Raw genomic sequence first — 24,867 nt, 5'->3', positions numbered from 1 at the left:
TCAATGCAGGACCGTGGCGAAGCTTGCGTCCATGCGCTCGCGGTCGTAGTCCAGCAGCCACCCCTGGTGCTGGCGGTACAGCTGCGACAACAGCGCATGGTTGGGGCCGACCACGTCCATGCCGCGATCGTCATAGGGCCAGACCATCAGCCGCTGGTTGAGGTTGAACAGGTAGACGCCACAGCACAGGCTCGGGCGAATGACCCCGGCGCTACCGGACAGCGCACACCAGAGCAGCGGTTGCAGCATCGACAGCGGCACTTTAAAGGCCAGGTGCAACCAGTACTCGGGCCGGTGCTCGTCGAACCAGTCGTCCGGGTCCAGCCGTTCGCTCCACAGCGAGCGCTGGGCGGGGATGCGAATGCCGGCCGCTTGCAGGCCACGCAACAGCTCGCGCCGGGCAAAACCGTTGCCGTCGGTATGGGTGCGCAGGCACACCACCAGCGCTTGCTCACCGGCAAACAGGTCGCGGCACACTGCGGTGGCCTTGCTGACCGCCAGCAGGAAGCGTTCGATGTCGCTGCCACCTTCGGCCAGTTCGAAACGCAGGCCGTGCGGGTAGTTATAGAAAAGCGGCCTGGCGAAGGCCAGGCCGCTGAAAATGTGCTGGATTTGCAATTGTAAATTCACGATACCTTCCTGGCTGTCGGCCCCACACAGCTGGGGCCAGAGTCCATTGCGGCCGGCACCTTGAAAGTGCCGGCCGCGGTGTTTCACTCAGTGCGGCGCGCGCGGGATGGTCTTGAGCAGGTCTTCAGGGCTGATATGCCCGACCACCTGCTGCACGCTGCCCGGTTGCGGCAGGCCAAGGATGTGGCCTTTCATCTTGCCGATGACGTGCATCTCGCACGGCTTGCAGTCGAACTTCAGGGTCAGTACTTCATCGCCGTGAATCAGCTGCATCGGCGCCACCTTGGTGCGCACGCCGGTCACGCCCTTGGCCTGCTTGGGGCACAGGTTGAAGGAGAAACGCAGGCAGTGCTTGGTGATCATCACCGGCACTTCGCCCGCCTCTTCGTGGGCCTCGTAGGCGGCGTCGATCAGCTTGACCCCATGACGGTGATAGAAGTCGCGGGCCTTCTGGTTGTAGACGTTGGCCAAAAACGACAGGTGCGACTCCGGGTACACCGGCGGCGGGTTGGTCTCGGCCTTGCGGCCACCGCGCGGGTGGGCCTGGATGCGCGCGGCGGTCAGCGCTTCGATGACCTCGCGGCGCAGGGCCTTGAGCTGCGAGTTGGGGATAAAGTACGCCTGCGGCGCATCGAGCTGAACGTCGGTGGCGTGGTACTCGGTGGTGCCCAGCTGGCCGAGCAGGTCGCGCAGTTGCTCCAGCGCCTGCTCCGGCTTGTTGGCCAGGCCGAACGGACCGTCCAAGCTGACGCTGGCACTGATGCCCTCCTCGCTGGTGGCGGTCAGGGCCAGGCGCAGTTCGTCAAGCTTGGCCACCCAGGCCAGGCCGATACGGCGCTCGGCCGAGGTCTTTTGCAAAGCCTGCTGCCAGTTGTGGTCGAGGTTGCGGCTCAGCGGGTGGTTGGGCCGCAGCTGGTGCATGCCCTTGGGCATCTCGTTGGGCTCGACGCGGTAGCGGTAGCGCTTTTCGCCGTCTTCATCGAACTCGCCTTTCGGCTCGGCGATGTTGGCGCGAAAGCCCACCACTTCGCGCTTGACCAGCACGTTGAGGCCGTCGCCGTTGGACAGCGGCTCGTGGGTGACCACCTGCAGGTCGCGCTTGCCGACTTTCTCGACCACACCCACCGGCAGGCCGGTGAAGGTCGGCGAGTCGAAGGCGCCGATGTCGATCTTGCGCTCGCTGACGAAGTAGTCGGTGCTGCCGCGGTGGAAGGTTTTGTCCGGGTCGGGCAGGAAGAAGTGCGCGGTACGGCCGCTGGAGGCGCGGGCCAGGTCCGGGCGGTCTTCGAGCACGGCGTCCAGGCGCTGGCGGTAGTAGGCGGTGATGTTCTTCACATAGCCCATGTCCTTGTAGCGCCCTTCGATCTTGAACGAGCGCACGCCGGCCTCGACCAGGGCGCGGATGTTGGCGCTCTGGTTGTTGTCCTTCATCGACAGCAGGTGCTTCTCGTAGGCGATCACCCCGCCCTTTTCGTCCTTGAGGGTGTACGGCAGGCGGCAGGCCTGGGAGCAGTCGCCACGGTTGGCGCTGCGCCCGGTCTGGGCGTGGGAGATGTTGCACTGGCCGGAGAAGGCCACGCACAGCGCACCGTGGATGAAGAACTCGATCGCCGCGTCGGTCTCGTCGGCGATGGCGCGGATTTCCTGCAGGTTCAGCTCGCGGGCCAGCACCAGCTGGGAGAAGCCGGCCTGGTCGAGGAACTTGGCCCGGGCCAGGGTGCGGATGTCGGTCTGGGTACTGGCGTGCAGCTCGATCGGCGGGATGTCCAGCTCCATCACCCCCAGGTCCTGGACGATCAGCGCGTCGACGCCGGCATCGTACAGTTCGTGGATCAGCTTGCGCGCCGGCTCCAGCTCGTTGTCGTGGAGGATGGTGTTGATGGTGGTGAACACCCGCGCGTGGTAGCGGCGGGCAAATTCCACCAGCTGGGCGATTTCACTGACTTCGTTGCAGGCATTGTGGCGCGCACCGAAGCTCGGGCCGCCGAGGTACACAGCGTCGGCGCCATGCAGAATGGCCTCGCGGGCGATGGCGACATCGCGGGCGGGGCTGAGCAATTCCAGGTGATGCTTGGGCAGGGACATGTTTTTTTAGTCAGGCTGTCACGGTCGAGGCGCGCATTGTAGCGGCGAAACGCCCGATCGGCACCCGTAGCCTGCCCGGTGGTGCGCCCGATCGCGGGTCAAGTCGAGGCGTCGCACCGCCGCTCCCACAGGTTCGGCGTTGCGATGAGGCCAGCCCAGCCACCGCAACAACTCAGGCCTTGGCCGCCATCGCAGTCACTTCCACACGCATGCCTTCCACCGCCAGCGACGCCACGCCCACTGCGGCACGCACCGGCCAGGGCTTGGCGAAGAAGCGCTGGTAGACCTCGTTGAACGCCGCCCGCTCGGCCATGTCGGTGAGGTAGATGGTCAGGTGCAACACCCGGTCCATGGAGCTGCCAGCACGCTCCAGAGCGACTTTCAGCGCTTGCAGGGTACATTCGCTCTGGGCGGTGATATCGCCCAGTTCCAGGCTGCCGTCGGCACGGGTGGGGATCTGGGTCGAAACCAGGATGCCGCCGAAACCGGCGACGTCGGAAGAGATCGACTCGGCGTCCGGGTCGGGGATGAAGCTGATGTCTTGGTTAGCCATGGGTATCTCGTGTCTGGGGAATAAAAAAGGGCGGTTACCCGCCCCTTCTGCTTACTTGCCGCCGGCCAGCGCTGGCGTGCGCGGTGGCACCAGGCGCCTGGAGCCGGTCGACTCGAAGGCAGCCGCCAGGCGCAGCAATGACGAATCGTCGTAGGCGCGACCGGCAAAGGTCAAGCCCACCGGCATGCCGATATCGGCCATCACGCCCATCGGCACGGTCACCGTCGGCACGCCCAGGTGACGGATCGCCAGGTTGCCGTTGGCCACCCACACGCCGTTGCTCCAGGCAATGTCGGCCGACGCCGGGTCGACATCGGCATTGGCCGGGCCGACGTCAGCGACGGTCGGGAAGATCACCACGTCGAGCTTGAGCGCATCCATCCAGTCTTCGAGGTCGATGCGCCGGGTCTGTTCCAGGCCGCGCAGGCCGTCCGGCACGGTGCTGATCTGGTCCCACGGGGTGATGCCGCGCTCGGCCATGCGCACGTATTCGTCCATGCCCGCGGCCAGGTCGCCTTCGCGGTTGGGCAGCGTACCCGGATCATGCGGGAAAATCTTCGGCCCGTCGACGTCGACCAGACGGTTGAGCTTGGGGTCGCCGTTGGCCTGGAGGAAATCATCGAAGGCCCAGGCGGTCAGGTCCCACAGTTCGTGGTGAAGAAACTCCTTGGACACCAGGCCGCGATTGAACACGGTCGGCGCACCCGGGCGATCACCTTCGCAGTTGGACACCAGGGGGAAATCGACTTCGATGACTTCGCCACCGGCCGCTTCCAGGGCCTTGCGCGCCTGCTCCCAGAGGGCGATCACCGATGGCCGGGTGTTGATCCGCTGGCCGGTCGGGCCACCGATGCCCGGGGCTTCGCTGGTGCCGGCTTCAGGGTCGGCATTGATGTACATGCGCGGCACGCCGAAACGCTTGCCCTTGAGCGCTGCGGCATCGGCTGCAAGCTCGTGGTAGGAGGCCGGGCGCACCGAATCGACGCTGGGGATTGGTACCCAGGGCTGCAGGCGCCACAGGTCGCCGCGTTTGTCCGGGTCTTGGGCGACGACGATGTCGAGCACTTCGAGCAGGTCGGCCATGGTCCGGGCAAAGGGCACCACCACGTCCATGGTCGGCGTCAGCGGCCAGTTACCACGCACCGAGATCACCCCACGCGAGGGCGTGTAGGCGCACAGGCCGTTGTTCGAGGCCGGGCCGCGGCCACTGGACCAGGTTTCTTCGGCCAGGCCGAAGGCGGCGAAGCTGGCCGCCGTGGCAGTACCGGCGCCGTTGGACGAGCCGGAGGCAAACGGTGCGGTCAGGTAGTCGGCGTTGTACGGGCTTTCGGCGCGGCCATAAACGCCGCGCTGCATGCCGCCATTGGCCATCGGCGGCATGTTGGTCTTGCCCAGGCAGATGGCGCCGGCAGCGCGCAGGCGCTCGATGGTGAAGGCGTCGCGATAGGCCACCAGGTCAGCGAAGGCCGGGCTGCCGGAGGCGGCGGTCAGGCCCTTGACCAGGTAGCTGTCCTTGGCGGTGTAGGGGATGCCGTCGAGCGGGCCGAGGGTCTGGCCCTGGGCGCGGCGTTCGTCTGAAGCCTGCGCTTCGTTCAGGGCTTCGGGGTTGCGCACCACTACAGCATTGAGCTTGGTGGCAGTGTCCGCGCCATCGTAGGCGTCGATGCGCGCCAGGTAGGCCTTGACCAGCTCCACCGCGGTGGTCTGGCCAGACTCGAGCGCAGCGCGCAGCTGGGCAATGGAAACCTCTGTGACTTCGATCATGCTGCTACCGCCGAGGGTTGATGGCTGACTGGGTTAAGGCTTGCACCACACGGGGTCTGGAGCACGGGGATTTCACGGCTTTGAAGATGGGTTCGCATAGTTGTTCTCATTGCACGGCATGACGCTGCAGGGTCTGGACGTTTAACCTGAGCGTGCTATTTAGCACCAAAACAACCAGCAGCGGAACGGGGAGGCAGCGGGCAGCGGTACATTCGAGTGTTTGCGGGCGTGCAAATGCTTGCTGGCGTCAACGGTTGACGCCAGCGTAGTGAGCGATTACCGCCCCATCAGGACCTGGTTTCGAACACAAACGGAAGCTCGACCCGGGCCAGTGTCGTGCGGTGCTCCGAGTACTGCTGGCCGAGCTGAATCAGTTGCAGCCCTGGCACTGATTCCGGATTGATGCCATAGCGCACGGCCACCAGGTCCGCTTGCAGCCATGTGGTTGTCTTGGCCTCCACATCCAGCACCTGCACGCAATGTCCCAGCGAAGTAGCAGTGTAATTGCAGGCCCTGTGCCTGAAACGGATATCCAGGCCCATACGCCCGCTCCAGCTTGCCGGTTTCTGGCGTACGCAGGCCCAGAACAGGTGCATCAAGAATCGGTTCAACAGGTAGCTCTTGCCAAAGTGCGCTTCCATCACCACGAGGGTGACGCAGCCACGCCCGCGACGGATCAACAACCATATCTGGCGTACCATCTGCCGGCACTTCGCCAATTTTCGGGCAATGCGTATGCAGGCCCGGTCCAGTTGCTGATAGTCGTGCTGCGACCTGCTGGTCCAGGTCGCCAATTGCCTGGCCTGGCGGTCGAGGCTGAGCAGCTCGTCCATTTTGCCGCGTAACGCACGCTTTACCGCTGGCTTGGCCTCAAGCTCACGTAGCAGTTCCAGTGGATGGGCACGTCCGGTCAGTGCCCGCAACACATCCTGCAAAGCACCATCGCCACCACCGAATACGGCCGTGCTGGCGTCGCGTGAAGCGCCGTCCAGCAGTTGGTCAGCCCCCCAGAATGGCGGGCAAAGGGGATTTGCGCCGCCATAAGCCCTGCCACGGGCGTCAGTCTTGACCAACTGCAGGTCTTCCTTGCCCATGCCGGCGGCCAGCAGTATGTACTGTGGTGTGACTGTCATGGCTCTGGTTGGCGAATCTGACCATACCTTCACCTTGCGCAAATCAATGCGATGCGCCGGGGGCAGCCTGTTGCCCCCAAGCAAAGCCCCGTGGCGGGCTGTTTCGGCGGCTACGAATGCCTCAATTTCATCCTTTATCCACTGCCTGGCGACACGCCTGCCTATCATCAAAGTGGCCGGAACTTCACTCAGGCGCTGCTGGAGCGACTCGCTCAGCAAGGTCGCCAACTGGTCCGCAGAGCACGGTTGGTCGGCCTTCCAGGTCAGCGGCGAACGCGCCGACGCAGCCCATCCGGTGCGTTTGTGCGCAGGGTAGGACTGATCATTGAAGAACGGGCTGGGCCACTCGTACATGAACGGACCGACATGACGCGAATGAAGCCCCTTGAACAGCGAGAATGGCTCGCCGCTCGCCTCTAGCACGACGACCTTGGCGATGCCCAGTTCACAGGCTGTCAAGGCGGCCGACATCCCCGCCACACCAGCACCGATGATGACCAGTTCCTTAAGCTCAGGGTCGGCGTGCAGCAGATCCCGAACCAGCAGTTGTGCACGGACGATCTGGTCACGAATGCTCACATGGTGCATGCCACTGGAAAGGTCGAAGACATTGGGCGCGACCTTGAGCGACAGCAGCGAGAGACTGTCAACGACCTTGATGGAGGGACTGGCCATTAGTCGAGCTCCACGAAGAGGTTTTCCAGCACAGCATTGAAGTCTGCAGCGGGTAGTGCGAACAACACCGGGTGCCCCAGTACCTCCTTGATTCCACCGCCCCCGCCCCCACCATCGCCACCGCGAGGCTGGCCGGGACCGTCCGTCCCTCTGCCACCTTCATTGCCACCACCACCGCCTGGCGTCCAGTCCAGGCTGTTTGTCCAGCGCTCTGCACCATCGACCGGGCAATCACCGCGGTCTTCACGGACCAGACCGAGATCCGTCAATTGCCTGATTATGGACTCCACTTCATCCTCAAGCAGCGCGAGGTGGCGGTAAAAGTCGTAATACCAGCGTCGCTGTTCAGGGAGGTGCGAAACGACTTCTGCGGTTGTCAGCCTTTCGCCGCGCATCAGCGCTTCACGCATTACACGCAATACCTCAATGACGAGCGTATCTCTACGGCTTCCTGCCATGCTGTCCTCTCTGACGCCATAGGGGATTGATCGAACGCTGCCTTGCGTATTTAGGCTTTGTTCTTCTTCATCTACAGATCGGGCAGATGCTACTGTTTTGCCATTATTGCTGTCGAGCCTTGTCCATCTACTTGGGGTGCCAGCCTTGGCGGGGTGAGCGTAGCGGTATTCAGGTTCTGCTTTACCCCTCCCACCACCACGAGCATCATGCGCACTTCGCGTTCACGGAGGATTTCGCACATGTTCAGGGCACTTTTCGACACGCTGTTCAAGCGCACGCCTACCGAGGAAGGCTTTGCCCGTACCTTCATCAAGGCCGCGCGCGCCGGCGGTTATGCCGAGCCACTGGACTATCAGGCCGACGACTTTCGCCTGCGCTACGGCGCCGGCAGTTACTTCAACCTGCACAACGCCTACCGTGACTACCTGAACGCCGACAAGGGCCGCAAAACCGAGGTACTCAACAGCTACCTGCGCGGCCTGATCGACAGCCGCAACAGCACCGCGGTGCAGCCCCTGGAGCAGGTTAGGCCGCTGCTGCGGCCGGTGATCCGCAACCTGGCCATGCTCGAAGAGATCCGCCTGCATCAGGTCCGTCATCAAGGCTGGGACTCGCCCTGCCCCATGGCCTGGCAGCCGTTCTGCGAAGACTGCGTGACCTTGCTGGCCATCGACTACCCCGACACCACCTCGACCCAGACTGCCGGCCCGCCACAGGACTGGGGCATCAGCCTGGAGCAGGCGCTGGCGGTTGCCCTGGACAACCTGCGCGACGCCAGCCCCGATGCCTTCGAGGCGATCCTCCCCGGTTTGTACCAGGGTGCCTGGAAGGACGGCTACGACACCAGCCGCGTGCTGCTGCCCGACGTGCTGCAGCGCTTGGCGCTCAAGGGCCAGCCGGTGTTCATGATGCCCAGCCGCGATGTGCTGATGGTCACCGGCGACAAGGACGCCGACAATCTGCGGCAGATGGTCGAGCTGAGCTTCCACGCGCTGGAGCACGGGCGCGCGCAGTCGAGCCAGATCTATACCTATCACGACCGCCGCATCGTGCCCTTCCAGGTGCAGGACGCGCACCTGCAAGCGCGCCTGGGCGACCTGCAGCGGCTGCTGCGCCACGGCATCTATAGCACGCAAAAAGAGTTTCTCGACAAGATCCACGAAGCCCATCCCGAGGACATCTTCGTCGCCACCCACAGGCTTTACAGCGACGCCGAAAACGGCAATAGCAGCTTTTCGATCGCGGCCTGGACCGAGGGCGTGTTCACCTCGTTGCCGCAAACCGACCGGGTGATCCTGGTCCAGCCCCAGGCAGACGGCTCGGCCCAGACCCAGGTGGTGGCCTGGCACGAGGTTGAAACACTGCTGGGCGGGCTGCTGAGCAAAGACGGCGAGCTCTACCCGCCACGCTTTCGCACCCTCGGTTTTCCCAGTGCCGAGCAGTTGCAGCAGCTGACGCCCATGGGGTGAGGCCCAACTTGAAGCAACGGGCTGGATTTACACTGCACAAAGCCTCATCCTCCCCGCCTTTTGCCCGCGCCTGAGCGGCCAAGGAGATCCCCATGCATGACCTGCCACTGGCTGCCGCCGACTTCGCGTTCCTCGACGCCACTTTACAGCAGTACGGCGATGACCACTCGGTGCTCAACGCCTCGGAGCTCGACGGCTACTTCACTGCGCTGGTGTCGAGCCCGGTGCAGGTGGACATCAGCGAGTGGTTCCCGGCGATCTGGGGCGGGCAGATGCCGGAATGGCAAAACGCTGCTGACTGCCAGCGCTTCGTCGAGCTGTGTGCCCGTCACCTGAACAGCCTGGCCACCCTACTGGTTGAAGCGCCGCAGGCATTTGCCCCGCGCCTTGAGCAGACCGAACACCAGGGCCAGCCGCTGCCATCAGCGGAGGAATGGTGCTTTGGTTATTTGCGCGGTATCGCCATTGCCAACTGGCCGGTGCTGCCTGAAGCGCAAATGCAGGCCTTGCAGGTGATTACCGGCTGGGCCGAGCAGGATGAATTCGAGCTGCCGGCGAACCTGGACGTTGCCTTGCATCGTCAGCGGGTGGTGGCGATTGCCCCGGCGGCGCGGGCGCTGCATGACTACTGGCTGGCGCAGCGCTGATTGGCTCTTTGGTGCCTGCATTACCACCGCTGCGCGCTCGATCGCGGGTCAGTTCCGCTCCCTGTGGGAGCGGAACTGACCCGCGATGAGGCTTACTTGAGATCGAACCGGTCCAGGTTCATCACTTTCGTCCAGGCCGCGACGAAGTCCTTGATGAATTGCTCCTTGGCGTCGCGACTGGCATAGAACTCCGCCAGCGCCCGCAGTTGCGAGTTGGAACCAAACACCAGGTCGACCCGGGTGCCGGTCCATTTCACCGCGCCGGTCTTGCGGTCACGCCCTTCGAACGTTTCGTTGGCCGCCGACACCGGCTTCCACTCCACGCCCATGTCCAGCAGGTTGACGAAAAAGTCGTTGCTCAGTGTACCCGGCTGCTGAGTGAAGACGCCGTGCTTGCTTTGCCCGGCATTGACCCCCAGCACCCGCAGGCCGCCCACCAGCACGGTCATTTCCGGCGCGCTCAAGGTCAGCAGTTGCGCTTTGTCGATCAGCAAGGCCTCGGCCGGCACCCGGTAGCTGTTCTTCAGGTAGTTGCGAAAACCATCGGCATTGGGCTCAAGAAAACCGAACGACTCGACGTCGGTCTGCTCCTGCGAGGCATCCATGCGCCCCGGGGCAAACGCCACGCGGATGTCGACCCCGGCGTTTTTTGCCGCCTGCTCGACCGCGGCGCTGCCTGCCAGCACGATCAGGTCGGCCAGGGAGATTTTCTTGCCACCGGCCTGGGCACTGTTGAAGTCGTTCTGGATGCCTTCCAGCACGCTCAGCACCTTGGCCAGCTGCTCAGGCTGGTTGGCCTGCCAGAACTTCTGCGGCGCCAGGCGCAGACGCCCGCCATTGGCCCCGCCGCGCTTGTCCGAGCCGCGGAAGGTCGAGGCCGCCGCCCAGGCCGTGGACACCCGTTCGGCCACCGACAGCCCCGACGCCAACAGCCTGGCCTTCAGTGCGGTCACGTCGCTGTCATCGACCAGGGCATGGTCGAGCTCAGGGATGGGGTCTTGCCAGAGCAGCTCTTCGCCGGGCATTTCCGGGCCCAGGTAACGCGACAGCGGGCCCATGTCGCGGTGGATCAGCTTGAACCAGGCACGGGCAAAGGCATCGCTCAATTGCTCGGGATTGGCCAGAAAGCGCCGCGAGATCGGCTCGTAGATCGGGTCGAAGCGCAGCGACAGGTCGGTGGTGAGCATGGTCGGGTTGCGCCGTTTGTTCGGGTCGTGGGCATCGGGGATGATCCCTGCGCCAGCGCCGTTTTTTGGCGTCCACTGGTTGGCCCCGGCCGGGCTCTTGGTCAGTTCCCACTCGAAGCCGAAGAGGTTTTCCAGGTAGTTGTTGCTCCAGCGCGTTGGCGTGGTGGTCCAGGTCACTTCCAGGCCGCTGGTGATGGTGTCGGCGCCCTTGCCCGTGCCAAAGCTGTTGCGCCAGCCCAGGCCCTGTTCTTCAAGACCGGCGGCTTCCGGTTCCGGGCCGACGTTATCGGCAGGGCCGGCGCCGTGGGTTTTACCGAAGGCATGGCCGCCGGCGATCAGGGCCACGGTTTCTTCATCGTTCATGGCCATGCGTGCAAAGGTTTCGCGGATGTCCTTGGCGGCGGCGACCGGGTCGGGGTTGCCTTCCGGGCCTTCCGGGTTGACGTAGATCAGGCCCATTTGCACCGCGGCCAGGGGGTTTTCCAGGTTGCGGCCCTGGTCGGTGCGGCTTTCTTCGTTGCCGTGCTGCTCGGGCTCGGCCACCAGGGTGCCCTCACCAGGCTCCTGCATCGGCTGCGGGCCCTTGCCGTAGCGGGTATCGCCACCCAGCCACTTGTTTTCCGAGCCCCAGTAGACGTCTTCATCCGGCTCCCAGACATCCGCGCGGCCGCCAGAAAAACCAAAAGTCTTGAAGCCCATGGATTCCAGGGCAACGTTGCCGGTGAGCACGATCAGGTCGGCCCAGGAGATGCTCCGGCCATACTTCTGCTTGATCGGCCACAGCAGGCGCCGGGCCTTGTCCAGGCTGACGTTGTCAGGCCAGCTGTTGAGCGGCGCGAAGCGTTGTTGTCCGGAGCCTGCGCCGCCACGGCCATCACCAGTGCGGTAGGTGCCGGCGCTGTGCCAGGCCATGCGGATGAACAGCGGCCCGTAATGACCGAAATCCGCTGGCCACCAGTCCTGGGAATCGGTCATCAGCGCATGCAGGTCTTGTTTCAGGGCTTGAAAGTCCAGGCTCTTGAAGGCCTCGGCATAGTTGAAGCCATCGCCTTGGGGATCGGACTGCGGCGAGTGCTGGTGGAGGATCTTCAGGTTCAGTTGGTTCGGCCACCAGTCGCGGTTCGTCGTACCACCGCCAGCGGCATGACTGAACGGGCATTTCGATTCAGTAGACATGGGTGAGCTACCTTTATATCCAGCGTTTTAGTTATCTCCACATCAGGTCCGGCCGGCACCTGCCAGCGCATCATCAAGGCTAGTCCCGGCCCCGGCAGTCAGCAAATAGACGCAGTATTGCCCGCCGATAGCCATAATCTCTTATACCAACCCCAGGGAAGGAGCAGATCGTAGCGATAGCCGCCTCCCCTGAGGTCATGACCATGAACAGCCGTCCGCGTCGCACCGCCTACCACGAAGCCGGCCATGCCCTGGCCTTCTGGTGGAACGGCCTGGCGATCAGGCGGGTAACCGTGCGCACCCGGGCAGAAGCGCTGATCGGGCCGATGGTGGATTTGCGCGGCAACCTGCAGGCGGTCAAGGGCCTGGTCGAGGCGGACTACCTGGTGCCCCTGCCCGCCTTCGAGCCGCCAGGCATCGCCGAACACCTGCCGTCGATGATCGAGCTGATCGAACGCGACCTGCTCAACTGCTTCGCCGGCCCCGTGGCCGAGGCAATCTACCGTCACAGCGCCGATGATCGCTTTCTCACCACCAGTGGCGCCGGCGACCAGCGCCGGGCCCATGAACTGATCGCCCTGCTGCCGGCGCGCCAGGTTGCGCAGGCCGAGCCCCTGGCCCTGGTTCGCTGTCACAGCCTGCTACGCGCTTACTGGCCGGTGCTGCGGGTGCTCGCCGAACGGCTGCGCGAGCAAGGCGTACTGGACGGCGAAACACTGATCGAGCTGCTGTGCCAGTTGACCGGCGAGACCCCGCAACGGCTCGGCAATCCGCTGGCAAGCCTGGACAGGCGCTGGCAACAACGGTCGGTGTGAGCTTCAGCCCGAGGGCGGCGCAGATGCAGGCGATCGTGCCAGCTCAGTGCAAGGCCCGGGTCACGAGGAAGTTCACCAACTCCGGCTCGTCGTCCAGCTCGATCGAGCGTACCGGCCGCGGCAGCTTGTCGAGCACCGCGCGCCAGAAGGCATGGGCGGTTTCGTCCTGGTCGTAGTAACGCACCAGCCACTGGTTCTGCCCGCTCGCCAGCACCTGGCTGGCCAGGGCGCTGGCGATGCCCTTGCGCCGGTAGCGCTTGAGGATGAACAGGTCGGCCAGCTCCAGGGCGTCGAGGTCCGGCAGCTCGCTGCGTTCGATCAGCAGGAAGCCGGCGATGTAGCCGTCGACCAGAATCAGGTTGGCGCTCCACTGCGGCTCTTGCCAGTAGCGTTGCAGGTGCTCGTCATGCACATAGAAGCGGCCATCGACCTCGACGTCTTCCTGTTCCCAGTCCGACGACTCGTAGGCGTAAAACTGGTAGAGGTTGCGGATCAGCTCGATCTGCTCGGGGCCGGTTTGCAGGAGCTCGACAGTAAGGTCGCTCATGGCTGGACCTCATACAGCGGAAGAATCGACGGCATTGGTATCTCGATAAGTGAACGAACAGCGCGTTTTGCGGGCGCTATTGTTTACAAAAGCCGGGGCCAATGCCATCGCTAAAACATGTCACCCGGCAGCTAGCGCGGCGACCGCGTCGATTTCGATCATCATGCCGTCGAGCGCCAGGCGCGGCACCGGGATCAGCGTGCAGGTCGGGGTCATGTTGCTGCCCCAGGCCCGCTGGGCCTCGCTGCCCCAGATTCGCAGCCTGGCCTCGTCGTGATCGACGATCAGCAGGGTCAGCTTGAACACATCGGCCAGGCTTGCGCCTCTGGATGCCAAGGCGATCTGCAGATTGCCCAGGGCCTGGCGTGCCTGCTCGGCAAAGTCACTCGACAAGCGGCCTTCAAGGTCCTCACCACCCTGCCCGGCGATGTACAGCAGCCGGGCATTGGCGGCGACTTCGGCAACGTGAGAGTAGGCGTTGGCGCTGGGATCGTAGAGGCCTTCGGGGTTGGACAGGTGGAAAGCTGCGGTCATGGTGCTGCTCCGAATGATGGGAGCGGCGAGTATCAAACCTCGACTTAAGTAGAGGTCAAGCCTGATGTTGCCAGCGCTGCGCAGAGGGCAATGATGACTGGCGTGTTAATCTGGCCCCTCGCACGGATTCGACCAGAGAGCAGACATGCCAATCGACCTACCTGACACCCTACGCCCACTGTTCATTGCCGCCGGATGGCCGGCCAACAACCCGCTACCGGCCAGTGTGCCGGCGAACCATCCGGCGGCCACGCTGCTGCTGAGCCTCAACGGCCTGTGCGTCGGCCACTGTGGCGCCGGTGAAGAATGCGCTGCCGGCGACATCGAGTTCAGGGCCAAGCCCGCCCTGCACGACGACAAAGTCATCGTGAGGATGCAACACAAGCTCAACACCACCCTGGTGTGCATCGGCGATGTCCACCACGGCCATGGCGCGCTGTTTGTCGACAGCCAGGGCGCCTGCTATCTCATGAGCCAGGTTCACGATGCCTTCTGGCTGCTGGGCAGCAGCTTCGTCGTTGCTGCAGAAAGCCTGCTGCTGGGCCGTCAGCCACAAGCGCAACTGTTGTGAAATTCAGGCGCAAATAAGGCAAATTGCTGGCCCCCTGCTAGCCGCTTCGTTGGCAAACTCGCTTTCTTTTCAGCAAGTTAGGTAGGTGCTATGCGGGCTTATGGATTAACCTTGGCAGCGTTTTTTCTGCTCGCCCTCCCGCTCGGTGCCCAGGCCAAGGCCCTGGGCAACAATGACCGCTACATGTGCAGTTGGGGTTCGCAGATTGCCGCCGGCGCGCAGCAGTCGAAGCTGTCAGGGGTGACCCTGTACGCCGCGCGCAAGCGCCTGCAGGTGCGTAAGTTCAACAAGCCGTGGATGCGCATGACCGCCATGGGCATCACCGAACAGACCTACAACAGCCAGTCACGTCTCAAGCCCGCAGCCATCAAGCAGACCTACTACGAGCAATGCGTCAGCCATGCGCTGGCGCGGCGCTGAACACCCCGGCCGACTCAAGGGTTTCAATCAGCCGCTCGGGCCACACTATGTCGGTGGTTTGCCGCAGTTCCTCGGCCGACCACCAGCGATGATCGGCCATCACCTCGACCTCCGAAGCCGTCCAGCCCTGGCGGCACAGCTGCTGGTTTTGCGCCTGGATCAGGTAGTACTGCTCGACCGACGTTACCCACTCGCCGCTGGGTAGTTGCATGGTAAAGCGCCGCTCGCTCAAGTGCGCGCCCACCGCGTCGACCTCGATGCCGGTTTCTTCGCGCAGCTCGCGAATGGCAGCCTGTTCAAAGGTTTCGCCCTCCTCCACGCCGCCTCCTGGCGTTGCCCAGTAATCGTCACCGGCCAGCGCGCCGTTGCGATGGACGAAGCGAAACAGCAACACGCTGCGGGAGGGGCTGATGACTAACAGCCGGGCTGATTTACGTTCACGCATCTAGGTATTCCTTTCTTCAGACCTGGCATTTTTACCAGTTGTGCGATTGCCGGCACAGGCCTGCTTTCTTCAGGCAACAGCAATTTCCATGCAAAGCTGCAAGACTCGAGGGTTGGCGCAATGAGCAACAGACAGAACGGTACGGTGAAATGGTTCAATGATGAGAAAGGCTTCGGCTTCATTACCCCAGACGGCGGTGGCGATGATTTGTTCGTGCACTTCAAGGCCATCGAAAGTGACGGGTTCAAATCACTGAGAGAAGGGCAAAAAGTCTCCTTTGTCGCCGAAAAAGGGCAGAAAGGTTTGCAGGCCGCCCAAGTTCGACCGGAGTGAAAACCAGGTAATTCCTTGCTGTTTAACGCACCAGGAGAAACGCTCATGGGCAGAATTCATCGTCCCCCTGCTGGCTCGACCGAAAGTGAACTGAGCGTTTCCATCCCTACCTTCCGCGAGGACGATGTCTTTTTTCAGATCGGGTCCGCAATGCCTGACGGGCTGATTCTGCGCGAGGGCCAGGTGGTGAGTTACGAGCTGGTGCAAGGGCCACAAGGTCAATGGTTCGCTGCCGATATCCAGATCATCGAAGAGCCGCCGCTAAACTAGGCTCAATAGCCCGTGTATGATCCCTGGCAAATTCGCCCGCCAAGGATTTCGGGATGACCAGCGACTTTCACGGCAGCTGCCTGTGCGGCGCCGTCAGTTATCACATCAACACCCCGCTGAAAGCCGTCACCCACTGTCATTGCAGCCAGTGCCGCAAAGCCCATGGCGCAGCCTTCGCCACGTACGCCAGCGTGCCGGCTGCGGCCCTGAGCTGCAGCGATCCGCAGGGCATGTTGCAGGTGTTCAAATCATCACCCACGGTCAGCCGCAGCTTTTGTTCAGGCTGCGGCGCGAGCCTGTTCTGGGCCAATGCCAGTGGCGAGTATCCGGACTGGATCAGCGTTGCGCTGGGCACCCTGGATACGCCGTTCGAGCCTGCCCGGCAAAAACATGTGCATGTACAGTCCAAGGCCTGCTGGCTGGTGATTGGCGATACCTGGCCGCAACACCAATAAACTGAAATAACTTCAACGCAAGGACGCCCCCATGTATCGCTTGATTTATGCCGGTTTCAGCGTGCTGCTGGCGCTGGCTACCCCGGCCCAGGCAAGCAGCCTGTGCCCCGGCGCCAACACCGAAGTGCAGATGCTTGAATGCATGCAGCGCTTGCTGAAAAAATCCGATCGGCAATTGAATCAGCTCTACCAGGAGCTGGTTACACGTTTCAAGGACGAGGGCGCGTCACCCGGGCGCCCGACCCAGGACGTGGCGCTGAAAAAAGCCCAGCGCACCTGGATTGCCTTTCGTGATGCCAGCTGTGAACTGGAGACGTATGAGTCGGTTGGCGGCAGCGGCTACGCCACCATCCATACCCATTGCCTGTTGAAGCAGACGCAAGCCAGAGTTCAGTACCTGAAGCGGATTAGCGGCATGCCTTGAAGGGTCAGACCGGTGCGCTGGCGTGCTCTGCGTGGACGGCGGCCTGCACCGCCGGCCTGGCCGCTACACGCTCGACATAACCCGCCAGCGCTGGCCATTGCGCTATATCGATGGCAAACACCGGCAACCAGCCCAGCACAGTGAACAGATAGGCATCGGCGATACTGAAAGCTCCCTGCAGGTAGTCATTGCTACCGAGCAGTTCGTTCAAATAACCCAGGCGCTTGAACAGCTTGTCGCCAAAGATCACCCTGGCCGCCTCCGGCAGCTCGGCATTGAACAGCGGTGCGCTGCCGGCATGAATTTCGGCGCTGATGAAATTGAGCAGCTCCTGCAGCCGCGAGCGCTCCCAGCTGCCGTTGGCCGGCGCCAATCCGGCCTCGGGCCTGAGGTCGGCCAGGTACTGGAGAATGGCCGGCCCTTCAGTCAGTACCTCACCATTGTCAAGCAGCAGCGCGGCCACGTAACCCTTGGGGTTGATACTGCGAAAATCACGGCCATCGGCGCAGCGTTTGCTCTGGTTATTGACCCGTACCAGCTCGAATGGCAGGCCCAGTTCGCGCAGGATGATATGCGGCGCCAGCGAGCAGGCATTGGGGGCGAAATAGAGTTTCATCGGGCGTCTCCTGACAGGATCAAGAGGCGCAGGATCAACAAACGCCAGCGCCAGGTAAACTTAGAATTTCACCACCTTATCATTAGCTGCGCTTATGTCAGGCGGTGTGGTCCGCTACATCAAGCCCAACTTCGCCCATAGCCTTGTGCACATGCTTGAGCAGCGCCTGGGCCGCAGGCGACGGCGGGTTTGCCGACGCACTGACCAAGCCGAAACGCCGGTAGATCGGCGGATGCAGGTCATACACCCGCATCGCACGCGGGTCCTTTGGCAACGTCGAGGCCGGCACGATCGACACGCCCATGCCCTCGCCCACCAGGGCAAACGCGGTGCGCCAGTCGCGCACCGTCAGGCGCACGTTGCTCAGGTGCAGCCCTGCCTGTTGCACCAGGCTCTGGCCATGCACATGACAGCCACCAGTGGCGACAATGAACGGCTCATCGACCAGCTCTGCCAACTCCACCGGGCTCAGGCTACCGCGCCTGGCCAAGGGGTGATCGAGCGGTATTGCCGCCACCCAGCGGTCACGCCCAAGCATCACCGGATCTCGGCTCGGCAGCGGGTTCATCACCACGCCCAGGTCGGTAGCCCCCGAAGCCAGCCAGCTTTCGACCTCCTCGTCGGTGCCCTCCAGGCAGATCACCTCGATACCCGGGTGCAGGCGCTTGAAAGCCTGCAACAGCGGTGGCAACAGCGAGGCGAACAACGACGGGAAGGTCGCCAGACGCACACGCCCAAGGTGGCAACCGCGGCTGGCGTCGACCAGGTGCTGGATCGACTCCAGCTCGGCGACCATGCGCCGGGCACGCACCAGCACCTGCTCGCCCAGCGCCGTCACGCAAGTGTGCGTGCGCTCGCGCACGAACACCTTTACCCCCAGCGCCGCCTCCATCTGGCTGATCGCCTGGCTGGCGCCAGACTGGGTGATGCCGAAGGCCTCGGCAGCGCGCGAGACATTGCCGGCATCGGCCACGGCGACCAGCAGCTTCCAGTGCATCAGGTTCATCATGATCGTGCTGTTCCCTGCATGGCCTTACATCGACATCGATCTTAGCGCCGTTGGTCAAGCGCACAAAGCCCGTCAACAGTGGCATTAATGCCCGCTGATTCACACCTGATATTCAAGCCGATCCGCCTCCACCGGCGTCGGCACTTCCCAGCGAAAGTACATGCGCTCGATGTCCTTGTTGCGCAGCGTGGTGTCGCGACGGGCGTTGCGGCGCATCAGCTCGCGCTCGCTCTGCTCCAGGTACACCAGGCGCACGTCGGCGTCATAGCTGTAGAGCAGGTCGAGGGTCTTCTTGCGCATCTGTTGCGACAAGTGCGTGCTGTTCCACACGAAGGGCTCACGGCGCCGTAGCAAGGTCTTGGCCTTGTCGATCGCGTACTGCGCCACCGGGCCTTTGTCACCATGGCTCAGGCCCAGCTCCTGGCGGGCATCGTCGAACGACACCACGGCCAGATCCGCTGCGTGCTGGTTGACCCAGGTGTCCTTGCCGCTGGCCGGCAGCCCCGCCAGCATGATCACCTGCGAGCCCTGAACCTCGCGGTACAGGCTGTACTGCGGCAGCACCGAGGCACCGCGAAAGTAGCAGCGCCGGGTGTAATCGTCGGCAAAGGCCTTGGGTCGATCCAGGCAGCCTTCGTCTTCGGCCAGCAGGCGAAATACTTCGATGTCATCGAGCAGCCCCTGCTTGCCGGCAAAGCCGCGGCCCTGCATGTCGGCGTTGGCCACGGCGCAGAGCATCCACACCGGCAACTCCCACGACAGGCGATGAAGGATCTGCTCGGCCGAACGCCCGCTCTTGTCCCCGGCCAGGGCAAAGAACGGCAACTGGTGCACGCTGATGATCCGGCAGATGCTTTCGCGCAGCTCAAACGGCGCCCCGGCCTGCCACAACAGGATGCGCGCATCTACCGCGCCGCGGCGCGAATGCCCGGGCTGGCCGATCTTGCCGGTGACTTCATCGATCACCGTGCACGACGGCTTGGCGATGTCGTGCAGCACTGCGGCGTAAAACAGCACGAATTGCTGCTCTGGGGTGGCGCGCTGGTAGGCAGGGTCGGCGAGCAAGGCATCGACCACCATCATGGTGTGGGTCCAGACGTCGCCTTCCTGGTGGTAGACCGGGTCTTGCGGGGTTGCCGCCAAGGCGCGCAGAGACGGGATCGCCTCGAGCAGTGCCGGGTAGTCGACCGCGCGACCGGGGCCGGGCATCAGCGCTCGCAATGTGTTCATGTCCATATCATTCAACTCCTTGTTCGGCGGCCTGCAGGCTGGCCCAGGTGACCTGGGGCTCGGGCGCATACAGGTCGACACCGGCGGCCAGCAGGTTGGGGATGTAGGGCTGGCGCAGGTGGTGCTCATCGGCTTCGAGGATGGCCTGGACAAAGTCGTGGCGCACCCATTTGATCCGCCCGGTGGTGTGCTCGGCGGTTTCGATTTTCAGGTACAGGCCCTCCATCAGGTCAGAGCGGTCGCCCTGGTTCCAGGCCTTGGCAAAGTCCAGTTGCTGACGGGCGATGACCTCGGCAAACGCGTCTTTCCAGCGTTTCGACTTGGCCTGGGAATGGCCGACCAGGGCAAGCAGGTCCTTCAGCCGAGGCGGCGCGATGCCTTCGAACAGCACCGGTACCGACAACACCGGGCCGCCTGCAAGCAACTGCTGGCGCCGTGCGGTGGAGAGGAACACCTGCGCCTTGCGGTCCCAGATATCGAACTCGAAGAACAGGTGCGGGAGCTGGTCGTAGAACACGCTGTGGCGCTTGCTCATCACCTCGCCGAACAGCACGTAGCGGTCTTCCAGGTGCTCGAGCAGCCAGTGTTCATGGCAGGCCGCCCATTGCTTGAACTGGTTGAACTGGCGCTCGCGGCTACCGCCGGCCAGGTAATGGCCACGGGACTGCAGCAACAGCTCGCCGGCGGCAGAAAAACTGATCGCGGCATTGGCGCCGTCGAGCTTTTCCTCGACCACCAGGTACTGGCCCTTCAGTTCGCTGTAAGGCAGTTGGTCATGGTCACTATCGCCCGATTGCAGGCGAGAACTTTGCAGGTGTGGGGTGCGCGGGTACTTGAACAGGTCGAGCTGCGCGAGCTCGCGGATATCGAGTGTCATGGGTCTTCTCCAAAAGGGCGAAAACCGACGACAGCGGGCAGGTGAAAGTGCGTGCGCAGGCAGGCACCAACAGGCTTAAACGTCCGTCGTCGGCATCAGGCGTGTTGGTTGGCGTGGGGCACTGGCTTCACCTAAATAATGAGGGGTGGTGGATCTGAGGGGGCGGATTGGAAACGAGATGGGGGTGGGCTGTCAAGCGCTGTGTTGTCTGGGATGGCCTCATCGCGGGTCAAGTCGGGTCGCCGCACCGCCGCTCCTACAGGTACTGCGCCCATCCTGTGGGAGCGGGTCTTGCCCGCGATCGAGCGCGCAGCGGTCGTAATCCAGTCAACACTTCATGTGCTGACTGCATTGGCCTCATCGCTGGCAAGCCCCACAAATGTATCGGTGAAAACCTCAGGCAGATTGGCGCTGCGCGTCGTTGAGCGCTCCCCCCTTCGCGCTGTTACGCTCATGCCCCTGGCGCAAGCGCAGCGCCGCCAAGGCCGCCACCACCAGCACCACGGCAATGAACTTCAACCCGTTCACGGCATTGCCGGTGCTTTGCTCGATCATGCCCATCAGCGACGGCCCGAAGAAGCCGCCAAGCAAGCCGCAGGAGTTGACGAAGCCCAGACCACCCGCCAGCGCCGCACCTTTGAGGCGCGAGGCCGGATACAGGAAGATGATCGACTGGACCACAAAGAACATCAGCGCCGACAAGCAAAAGCCCAAGAGGCTGAGCACCGGCCCCGCCTGGGAGGCGATGGCCAGGCCCAGGGCCATGGTCAGCAAACCGCTGACCAGGATCCGTCGCGCCCGCTGCGCCGTGCTGGCAAACCGCGGCAGGACGATCGCCCCGGCCGCTGCCGCCAGCCACGGCAACGAGGTGAGAAAACCGATCTGCAGCACGCTCAGGTCGCCGTACTTGCCGATAATCCCCGGCAGGAAAAAGATCACGGTGTAGATGGTGATCTGGTGGCAGAAATAGACAAAGATCGCCAACAGGATCTGCGGCGTCAGGCACTGCTTGAGCGAGTGCCCGCTGTGGCCGGCGCCCTCCTCGGCCTCGCTGGCCAGTTGGCGTTCGATCTGCTCGGCTTCAGCGCTACTCAGCCACGGCGCCTTGCTCGGCCGGTCGGGCAGCTTCTTCCACACCACGTAGGCGAAGAACACCGCCGGCAAGCCTTCGAGCATGAACATCCACTGCCAGCCATGCCAGCCCATCAGGCCGTCCATCTGCATCAACGCCGCGCCCAACGGCCCGCCGATGATGTTGGCAAAACACACCCCGAGCAGGAAGTAGCCGGTAGCGCGGGCGCGCTGTTCGCGGCCGAACCAGTAGGTCAGGTAGAGCATCACCCCGGGGAACAAGCCGGCCTCGGCGATGCCCAGCAACAGGCGCAGCACGTAGAACGAAGTCTCGCCCTGGACGAAGGCCATGGCGGCGGAAATCAGGCCCCAGGTCACCATGATCCGGGCAATCCAGAAGCGTGCGCCGACCCTGTGCATGATCAGGTTGCTGGGCACTTCCGACAACGCATAGGTAAGGAAAAACAACCCGGCGCCCAATCCGTAGGCGGCCGCGGAAATGCCCAGGTCGACATCCAGTTGATGCTTGGCCAGGGCGATGTTGGTGCGGTCGAGAAAGCTCAGCACATAGGCGGCGATCAGCAACGGCATGAGTTTGACGAACAGCAACCGGTTGAGGGTTGCAGGATCACGGGGCACAGTCAGTTCTTCGGGCGATCTTGTAATTGTCATGGCACGAATCTCTAGTGTGACGACAGCGATGGGAACATCCCCGGCCAGGCTCGGCCGGGGCATGCAGGCAAGCTAGAAATCGACTGCGTAGCGGCCTTTGAGGCTGAGCATTTCCCGCGCCTCGTCGGGGCTGGCGACACGCCCGCCGAGGGCTTCGATCACCGTGCGGATGCGCTTGACCTGCTCGGCATTGGACGCCGCCAGCTTGCCCGGGCCGTCCCACAGCGAGTCCTCAAGGCCCACGCGCACGTTGCTGCCCATGGCCAGGCCCATGGTGCCCAGAGGGATCTGGTTGCGCCCGGCGCCGAGGATCGACCACTCATAGTTGTCGCCAAACAGGCGGTCGGCAGTGCGGCGCATGTGCGCCAGGTCTTCGGGGTGGCCACCGATGCCGCCGCGCAGGCCGAACACCGACTGGATGAACAACGGCGCCTTGAGCAGCCCGCGCTGGAGGAAATGCGCGGCGGTGTACAGGTGACCGATGTCGTAGCACTCGATTTCGAAGCGTGTGCGGTTCTCGGCGCAAGCGTTGAGGATGTAGGTGATGTCGCGGAAGGTGTTGCGAAAGATGCGGTCGTCGCTCTCTTCCAGGTACGGCCGCTCCCAGTCGTGCTTGAACTCGGTGAAGCGCTCGAGCATTTCGTACAGGCCGAAATTCATCGAGCCCATGTTCAGCGAGGCCAGCTCCGGCTTGAGTTGGGCCACCGGCTGCAGGCGCTCTTCGACACCCATGGTCGGCGCGCCGCCGGTGGTGATGTTGATCACCACATCGCTCTGCGCCTTGATCTGCGGCAGGAACTGGCGAAACAGCTCGACGTCCTGGCTGGGCTTGCCGTCGAACGGATCACGGGCGTGCAGGTGAACGATTGAAGCACCCGCCTCGGCGGCACCGATGGCGGCGTCGGCGATTTGTTGCGGGGTGATCGGCAGGTGCGGCGACATCGACGGCGTATGGATGGCACCGGTGACGGCGCAGGTGATGATGACCGGGCGTTTCTTGGACATGCGTGTTCTCCGTTTTTATTCTTGGCGAGAAAGCAGTGCGGTAAAAGCGCAGGTACAGCTCAGAGGTATTCGACGTTGCCATCGACGCTGATGGCTTGCCCGGTGATGTTGCGGGCAGCTGGCGAGCAGAGGAACAAGGCGGTGGCGGCGACGTCTTCGGCAGTGACCATGCGCTTGAGGGAAATCTTCTTCAGGTACTCCTCGCGCATCAGCGCCTCGGATACCCCCACTTGCGCGGCACGGGCGCGAATCACCCCGTCCATGCGCGGCCCTTCGACGATGCCGGGCAGCAAGGCATTGACGCGGATATCGCTGTCGCCAAGCTCCGAAGCCAGGGATTTCATCAGGCCGACGATGGCCCATTTGGTCGCCGCATACGGCGTGCGCCAGGCGTAACCGAGGCGCCCGGCCACCGATGCGATGTGCAGCAGGTGGGCGTTGGGCGAGTCCTTGAGCAGCGGCACTGCGTGGTGGGCGAAGCGGTATTGCGCGGTCAGGTTGATGTCGATGGTGCGCTGCCAGTCGTCGTCGCTGATGGCGTCGATACCGGCGGTAGGCCCGGCGATGCCAGCGTTGTTGACCAGCACATCGAGGCCGCCGAACTGCTCGCGCTGAACCTTGAACAGCGCCTCTATCTGCGCCGCATCGCCGACGTCGGCGCGGGTGGCGACGCTGCCTGGGTAGCGGTCGCGAAACGCCGCCAGGGCCGCCTCGCTGACATCACAGACATGCACCCTGGCCCCGGCTTCGCTATAGGCCGCCGCCAGCACTTCACCGATACCGGCGGCGCCGCCGGAAATCAACACCCGCAGGCCCGGATACGGCGTCAGACGCTTGAGAACGCTCATGCTTTTTTCACTCCAGAAACAGACCGCGCACGGTCGTTGTTGACCAGCAGGCGCGCCAGGGAGTCGGCGGCCTGCATGATGTCGTCGGTCACCGCCGCCCGCGCCGCCGCCGCATCGCGGTCGGCCAGGGCGGCGACGATGCGGTCGTGGGCTTGCATCGAGCGCTGCAGGTGGGCTTTGTCCGGGGCGACCAGGGCAAAACACGGGCCCATGTGCAGCCAGAAATTCTCCACCGCGGCGACGGTCAGTTCAGCCTGGGCCACGGCATAAATGCGCCGGTGAAAGGCAAAGTTGCCCCACAGGTAAGCCGGCACGTCGACCTTGTCGGCGGCGGCCTGCATCTGCACGCAGAGCTCGGTGATTTCAGCCAGGTCGGCATCGCCCAGATGGGCCACGGCCTTCTCGGCCAGCAAGCCTTCGAGGGCCACCCGCGCATCGCGGATTTCGCGCAGGCGTTCAGTGGTCATCACCCGTACCCGCAGGCGCGAGGTTTCAGTGACTTCAAAGGCATTTTCGGCGCTCAGGCGCTGAAGTGCTTCACGCACCGGCATGGGGCTGGAACCCAGCGCTTCGGCCAGGCCACGGATGGTCAGCTTCTGCCCGGGCTGAAAACGCCCGCTCATCAGCGCTTCGCGGATCTGCCGGTAGACCTGGTCTTGCAGGGTATCGCGGGACACCTGGCGCAGGGCCGGCAACAGGACGGGACGGTCGGTCATGGAAAAAAGCCTATGTTGTCGTTCTTGTGATGCGAATATGTGATCACAAATCAAATATGTCAAATGATATTCAGCGACAACGACGAAGCGCCCTGACCGTTAGGGGCAGGGAATCTGTCAGGCTCGGGTATTGATTATCGTGGTGTCGGCGGCGTCGCCAGGTCGCTCAGCCAGCGCTGCTGCAACCGACCGTCAGCCCGCATCTGCTCCAGCGCCTGTTGCCAACGCTGC

Annotated in this window: 27 protein-coding genes; 9 read left to right on the top strand and 18 right to left on the bottom strand. The window is 63.5% G+C overall.

Annotated elements, in window-relative coordinates; translation table 11 throughout:
• The 6 genes from LOY34_RS10765 to LOY34_RS10740 all read right to left on the bottom strand — a co-directional run bounded on the left by LOY34_RS10765 (position 1) and on the right by LOY34_RS10740 (position 7,250).
• Complete coding sequence (locus LOY34_RS10765; protein WP_258664761.1) at positions 1–630, bottom strand: DUF3885 domain-containing protein; 630 nt, start codon at positions 628–630, stop codon at positions 1–3.
• Positions 631–717: 87 nt separating this feature from the next.
• Positions 718–2,715 (bottom strand): U32 family peptidase, encoded by a 1,998-nt coding sequence (locus LOY34_RS10760; RefSeq protein WP_258664758.1) that lies wholly within the window; start codon positions 2,713–2,715, stop codon positions 718–720.
• Between the two features lie 172 nt (positions 2,716–2,887).
• Positions 2,888–3,268: a RidA family protein gene (locus LOY34_RS10755; protein WP_123567614.1), complete on the bottom strand. Its 381-nt coding sequence runs from the start codon at positions 3,266–3,268 to the stop codon at positions 2,888–2,890.
• A gap of 51 nt (positions 3,269–3,319) precedes the next feature.
• Complete coding sequence (locus LOY34_RS10750) at positions 3,320–5,032, bottom strand: amidase (RefSeq protein ID WP_093384240.1); 1,713 nt, start codon at positions 5,030–5,032, stop codon at positions 3,320–3,322.
• A gap of 287 nt (positions 5,033–5,319) precedes the next feature.
• Positions 5,320–6,840, bottom strand: coding sequence for an FAD-binding protein (locus tag LOY34_RS10745; protein ID WP_195883738.1), 1,521 nt, complete (start codon positions 6,838–6,840; stop codon positions 5,320–5,322).
• Positions 6,840–7,250: a hypothetical protein gene (locus tag LOY34_RS10740; RefSeq protein ID WP_195883737.1), complete on the bottom strand. Its 411-nt coding sequence runs from the start codon at positions 7,248–7,250 to the stop codon at positions 6,840–6,842. Before LOY34_RS10740 ends, LOY34_RS10745 begins: the two co-directional genes overlap by 1 nt.
• A 288-nt stretch (positions 7,251–7,538) precedes the next feature.
• Between LOY34_RS10740 and LOY34_RS10735 the strand changes: the two genes are divergently transcribed.
• On the top strand, positions 7,539–8,768 hold the full coding sequence (locus LOY34_RS10735; protein WP_195883736.1) for a hypothetical protein: 1,230 nt from the start codon (positions 7,539–7,541) through the stop codon (positions 8,766–8,768).
• Between the two features lie 92 nt (positions 8,769–8,860).
• A complete protein-coding gene (locus tag LOY34_RS10730; RefSeq protein ID WP_258664754.1) occupies positions 8,861–9,415 on the top strand; it encodes a UPF0149 family protein in 555 nt (184 codons plus the stop codon).
• 92 nt (positions 9,416–9,507) lie between these two features.
• On the opposite strand, the gene katG is transcribed toward LOY34_RS10730, so the two are convergent.
• Positions 9,508–11,778 carry a catalase/peroxidase HPI gene (katG, locus tag LOY34_RS10725; RefSeq protein ID WP_195883734.1) on the bottom strand — a complete coding sequence of 757 codons (2,271 nt, stop codon included), beginning with the start codon at positions 11,776–11,778 and terminating at the stop codon, positions 9,508–9,510.
• A gap of 203 nt (positions 11,779–11,981) precedes the next feature.
• On the opposite strand from katG, the gene LOY34_RS10720 reads away from it, so the two are divergent.
• Positions 11,982–12,593 carry a hypothetical protein gene (locus tag LOY34_RS10720; RefSeq protein ID WP_195883733.1) on the top strand — a complete coding sequence of 204 codons (612 nt, stop codon included), beginning with the start codon at positions 11,982–11,984 and terminating at the stop codon, positions 12,591–12,593.
• A gap of 43 nt (positions 12,594–12,636) precedes the next feature.
• On the opposite strand, the gene LOY34_RS10715 is transcribed toward LOY34_RS10720, so the two are convergent.
• A complete protein-coding gene (locus LOY34_RS10715; RefSeq protein WP_093384263.1) occupies positions 12,637–13,140 on the bottom strand; it encodes a GNAT family N-acetyltransferase in 504 nt (167 codons plus the stop codon).
• Positions 13,141–13,260: 120 nt separating this feature from the next.
• Positions 13,261–13,674, bottom strand: a complete 414-nt coding sequence (locus LOY34_RS10710) for a RidA family protein (RefSeq protein WP_195883732.1) — start codon at positions 13,672–13,674, stop codon at positions 13,261–13,263.
• 145 nt (positions 13,675–13,819) lie between these two features.
• On the opposite strand from LOY34_RS10710, the gene LOY34_RS10705 reads away from it, so the two are divergent.
• A complete protein-coding gene (locus LOY34_RS10705) occupies positions 13,820–14,245 on the top strand; it encodes an SUKH-3 domain-containing protein (RefSeq protein WP_195883731.1) in 426 nt (141 codons plus the stop codon).
• A 90-nt stretch (positions 14,246–14,335) separates the two neighbouring features.
• Positions 14,336–14,665, top strand: coding sequence for a hypothetical protein (locus LOY34_RS10700; RefSeq protein ID WP_093384271.1), 330 nt, complete (start codon positions 14,336–14,338; stop codon positions 14,663–14,665).
• Here the strand turns inward: LOY34_RS10700 and LOY34_RS10695 are convergent.
• A complete protein-coding gene (locus tag LOY34_RS10695; protein WP_195883730.1) occupies positions 14,640–15,110 on the bottom strand; it encodes an NUDIX hydrolase in 471 nt (156 codons plus the stop codon). The two genes, LOY34_RS10700 and LOY34_RS10695, sit on opposite strands and share 26 nt — an antisense overlap.
• A 120-nt stretch (positions 15,111–15,230) precedes the next feature.
• On the opposite strand from LOY34_RS10695, the gene LOY34_RS10690 reads away from it, so the two are divergent.
• From LOY34_RS10690 to LOY34_RS10675, 4 genes are read left to right on the top strand one after another with little or no spacing between them, the layout of a single operon-like run.
• Positions 15,231–15,443, top strand: coding sequence for a cold-shock protein (locus LOY34_RS10690; RefSeq protein WP_195883729.1), 213 nt, complete (start codon positions 15,231–15,233; stop codon positions 15,441–15,443).
• Between the two features lie 45 nt (positions 15,444–15,488).
• Positions 15,489–15,713: a cold-shock protein gene (locus tag LOY34_RS10685; protein WP_195883728.1), complete on the top strand. Its 225-nt coding sequence runs from the start codon at positions 15,489–15,491 to the stop codon at positions 15,711–15,713.
• 53 nt (positions 15,714–15,766) lie between these two features.
• Positions 15,767–16,168: a GFA family protein gene (locus tag LOY34_RS10680; protein WP_195883727.1), complete on the top strand. Its 402-nt coding sequence runs from the start codon at positions 15,767–15,769 to the stop codon at positions 16,166–16,168.
• Between the two features lie 31 nt (positions 16,169–16,199).
• Entirely contained in the window at positions 16,200–16,592 is a 393-nt protein-coding gene (locus tag LOY34_RS10675) for a lysozyme inhibitor LprI family protein (RefSeq protein WP_195883726.1), read from the top strand.
• Between the two features lie 4 nt (positions 16,593–16,596).
• Here the strand turns inward: LOY34_RS10675 and gstA are convergent, their stop codons facing one another.
• The 8 genes from gstA to LOY34_RS10635 form a co-directional block, all read right to left on the bottom strand.
• Positions 16,597–17,208: a glutathione transferase GstA gene (gstA, locus tag LOY34_RS10670; protein WP_195883725.1), complete on the bottom strand. Its 612-nt coding sequence runs from the start codon at positions 17,206–17,208 to the stop codon at positions 16,597–16,599.
• A 97-nt stretch (positions 17,209–17,305) separates the two neighbouring features.
• Positions 17,306–18,217, bottom strand: a complete 912-nt coding sequence (locus LOY34_RS10665; protein ID WP_195883724.1) for a LysR family transcriptional regulator — start codon at positions 18,215–18,217, stop codon at positions 17,306–17,308.
• Positions 18,218–18,316: 99 nt separating this feature from the next.
• Positions 18,317–19,453, bottom strand: coding sequence for an AAA family ATPase (locus tag LOY34_RS10660; protein WP_195883723.1), 1,137 nt, complete (start codon positions 19,451–19,453; stop codon positions 18,317–18,319).
• A gap of 1 nt (position 19,454) precedes the next feature.
• Positions 19,455–20,324, bottom strand: a complete 870-nt coding sequence (locus LOY34_RS10655) for an RNA ligase family protein (RefSeq protein WP_195883722.1) — start codon at positions 20,322–20,324, stop codon at positions 19,455–19,457.
• A 396-nt stretch (positions 20,325–20,720) separates the two neighbouring features.
• Positions 20,721–22,067 (bottom strand): MFS transporter, encoded by a 1,347-nt coding sequence (locus LOY34_RS10650; protein ID WP_045201288.1) that lies wholly within the window; start codon positions 22,065–22,067, stop codon positions 20,721–20,723.
• A gap of 72 nt (positions 22,068–22,139) precedes the next feature.
• Positions 22,140–23,072, bottom strand: coding sequence for a 3-keto-5-aminohexanoate cleavage protein (locus LOY34_RS10645; RefSeq protein ID WP_045201287.1), 933 nt, complete (start codon positions 23,070–23,072; stop codon positions 22,140–22,142).
• 59 nt (positions 23,073–23,131) lie between these two features.
• A complete protein-coding gene (locus LOY34_RS10640; protein WP_195883721.1) occupies positions 23,132–23,920 on the bottom strand; it encodes an SDR family oxidoreductase in 789 nt (262 codons plus the stop codon).
• Positions 23,917–24,636 carry a GntR family transcriptional regulator gene (locus LOY34_RS10635; RefSeq protein ID WP_045201285.1) on the bottom strand — a complete coding sequence of 240 codons (720 nt, stop codon included), beginning with the start codon at positions 24,634–24,636 and terminating at the stop codon, positions 23,917–23,919. The genes LOY34_RS10640 and LOY34_RS10635 overlap by 4 nt, the downstream gene beginning before the upstream one ends.
• Between the last annotated feature and the right edge of the window lie 231 nt (positions 24,637–24,867).

This window comes from Pseudomonas sp. B21-009 (assembly GCF_024749345.1).
Taxonomy (GTDB): Bacteria; Pseudomonadota; Gammaproteobacteria; order Pseudomonadales; family Pseudomonadaceae; genus Aquipseudomonas.
The sequence above is the reverse complement of the archived record's forward strand: the minus strand, read 5'-3'. Positions and strand labels throughout refer to the sequence as shown.

Bases quoted from the DNA above. Each gene is read 5' to 3' on its own strand.
- LOY34_RS10760 (WP_258664758.1), bottom strand. From the start codon at position 2,715: ATGTCCCTGCCCAAGCATCACCTGGAATTGCTCAGCCCCGCCCGCGAT.
- LOY34_RS10755 (WP_123567614.1), bottom strand. From the start codon at position 3,268: ATGGCTAACCAAGACATCAGCTTCATCCCCGACCCGGACGCCGAGTCG.
- LOY34_RS10750 (WP_093384240.1), bottom strand. From the start codon at position 5,032: ATGATCGAAGTCACAGAGGTTTCCATTGCCCAGCTGCGCGCTGCGCTC.
- LOY34_RS10745 (WP_195883738.1), bottom strand. From the start codon at position 6,840: ATGGCCAGTCCCTCCATCAAGGTCGTTGACAGTCTCTCGCTGCTGTCG.
- LOY34_RS10740 (WP_195883737.1), bottom strand. From the start codon at position 7,250: ATGCGTGAAGCGCTGATGCGCGGCGAAAGGCTGACAACCGCAGAAGTC.
- LOY34_RS10735 (WP_195883736.1), top strand. From the start codon at position 7,539: ATGTTCAGGGCACTTTTCGACACGCTGTTCAAGCGCACGCCTACCGAG.
- LOY34_RS10730 (WP_258664754.1), top strand. From the start codon at position 8,861: ATGCATGACCTGCCACTGGCTGCCGCCGACTTCGCGTTCCTCGACGCC.
- katG (WP_195883734.1), bottom strand. From the start codon at position 11,778: ATGTCTACTGAATCGAAATGCCCGTTCAGTCATGCCGCTGGCGGTGGT.
- LOY34_RS10720 (WP_195883733.1), top strand. From the start codon at position 11,982: ATGAACAGCCGTCCGCGTCGCACCGCCTACCACGAAGCCGGCCATGCC.
- LOY34_RS10715 (WP_093384263.1), bottom strand. From the start codon at position 13,140: ATGAGCGACCTTACTGTCGAGCTCCTGCAAACCGGCCCCGAGCAGATC.
- LOY34_RS10710 (WP_195883732.1), bottom strand. From the start codon at position 13,674: ATGACCGCAGCTTTCCACCTGTCCAACCCCGAAGGCCTCTACGATCCC.
- LOY34_RS10705 (WP_195883731.1), top strand. From the start codon at position 13,820: ATGCCAATCGACCTACCTGACACCCTACGCCCACTGTTCATTGCCGCC.
- LOY34_RS10700 (WP_093384271.1), top strand. From the start codon at position 14,336: ATGCGGGCTTATGGATTAACCTTGGCAGCGTTTTTTCTGCTCGCCCTC.
- LOY34_RS10695 (WP_195883730.1), bottom strand. From the start codon at position 15,110: ATGCGTGAACGTAAATCAGCCCGGCTGTTAGTCATCAGCCCCTCCCGC.
- LOY34_RS10690 (WP_195883729.1), top strand. From the start codon at position 15,231: ATGAGCAACAGACAGAACGGTACGGTGAAATGGTTCAATGATGAGAAA.
- LOY34_RS10685 (WP_195883728.1), top strand. From the start codon at position 15,489: ATGGGCAGAATTCATCGTCCCCCTGCTGGCTCGACCGAAAGTGAACTG.
- LOY34_RS10680 (WP_195883727.1), top strand. From the start codon at position 15,767: ATGACCAGCGACTTTCACGGCAGCTGCCTGTGCGGCGCCGTCAGTTAT.
- LOY34_RS10675 (WP_195883726.1), top strand. From the start codon at position 16,200: ATGTATCGCTTGATTTATGCCGGTTTCAGCGTGCTGCTGGCGCTGGCT.
- gstA (WP_195883725.1), bottom strand. From the start codon at position 17,208: ATGAAACTCTATTTCGCCCCCAATGCCTGCTCGCTGGCGCCGCATATC.
- LOY34_RS10665 (WP_195883724.1), bottom strand. From the start codon at position 18,217: ATGATGAACCTGATGCACTGGAAGCTGCTGGTCGCCGTGGCCGATGCC.
- LOY34_RS10660 (WP_195883723.1), bottom strand. From the start codon at position 19,453: ATGGACATGAACACATTGCGAGCGCTGATGCCCGGCCCCGGTCGCGCG.
- LOY34_RS10655 (WP_195883722.1), bottom strand. From the start codon at position 20,324: ATGACACTCGATATCCGCGAGCTCGCGCAGCTCGACCTGTTCAAGTAC.
- LOY34_RS10650 (WP_045201288.1), bottom strand. From the start codon at position 22,067: ATGACAATTACAAGATCGCCCGAAGAACTGACTGTGCCCCGTGATCCT.
- LOY34_RS10645 (WP_045201287.1), bottom strand. From the start codon at position 23,072: ATGTCCAAGAAACGCCCGGTCATCATCACCTGCGCCGTCACCGGTGCC.
- LOY34_RS10640 (WP_195883721.1), bottom strand. From the start codon at position 23,920: ATGAGCGTTCTCAAGCGTCTGACGCCGTATCCGGGCCTGCGGGTGTTG.
- LOY34_RS10635 (WP_045201285.1), bottom strand. From the start codon at position 24,636: ATGACCGACCGTCCCGTCCTGTTGCCGGCCCTGCGCCAGGTGTCCCGC.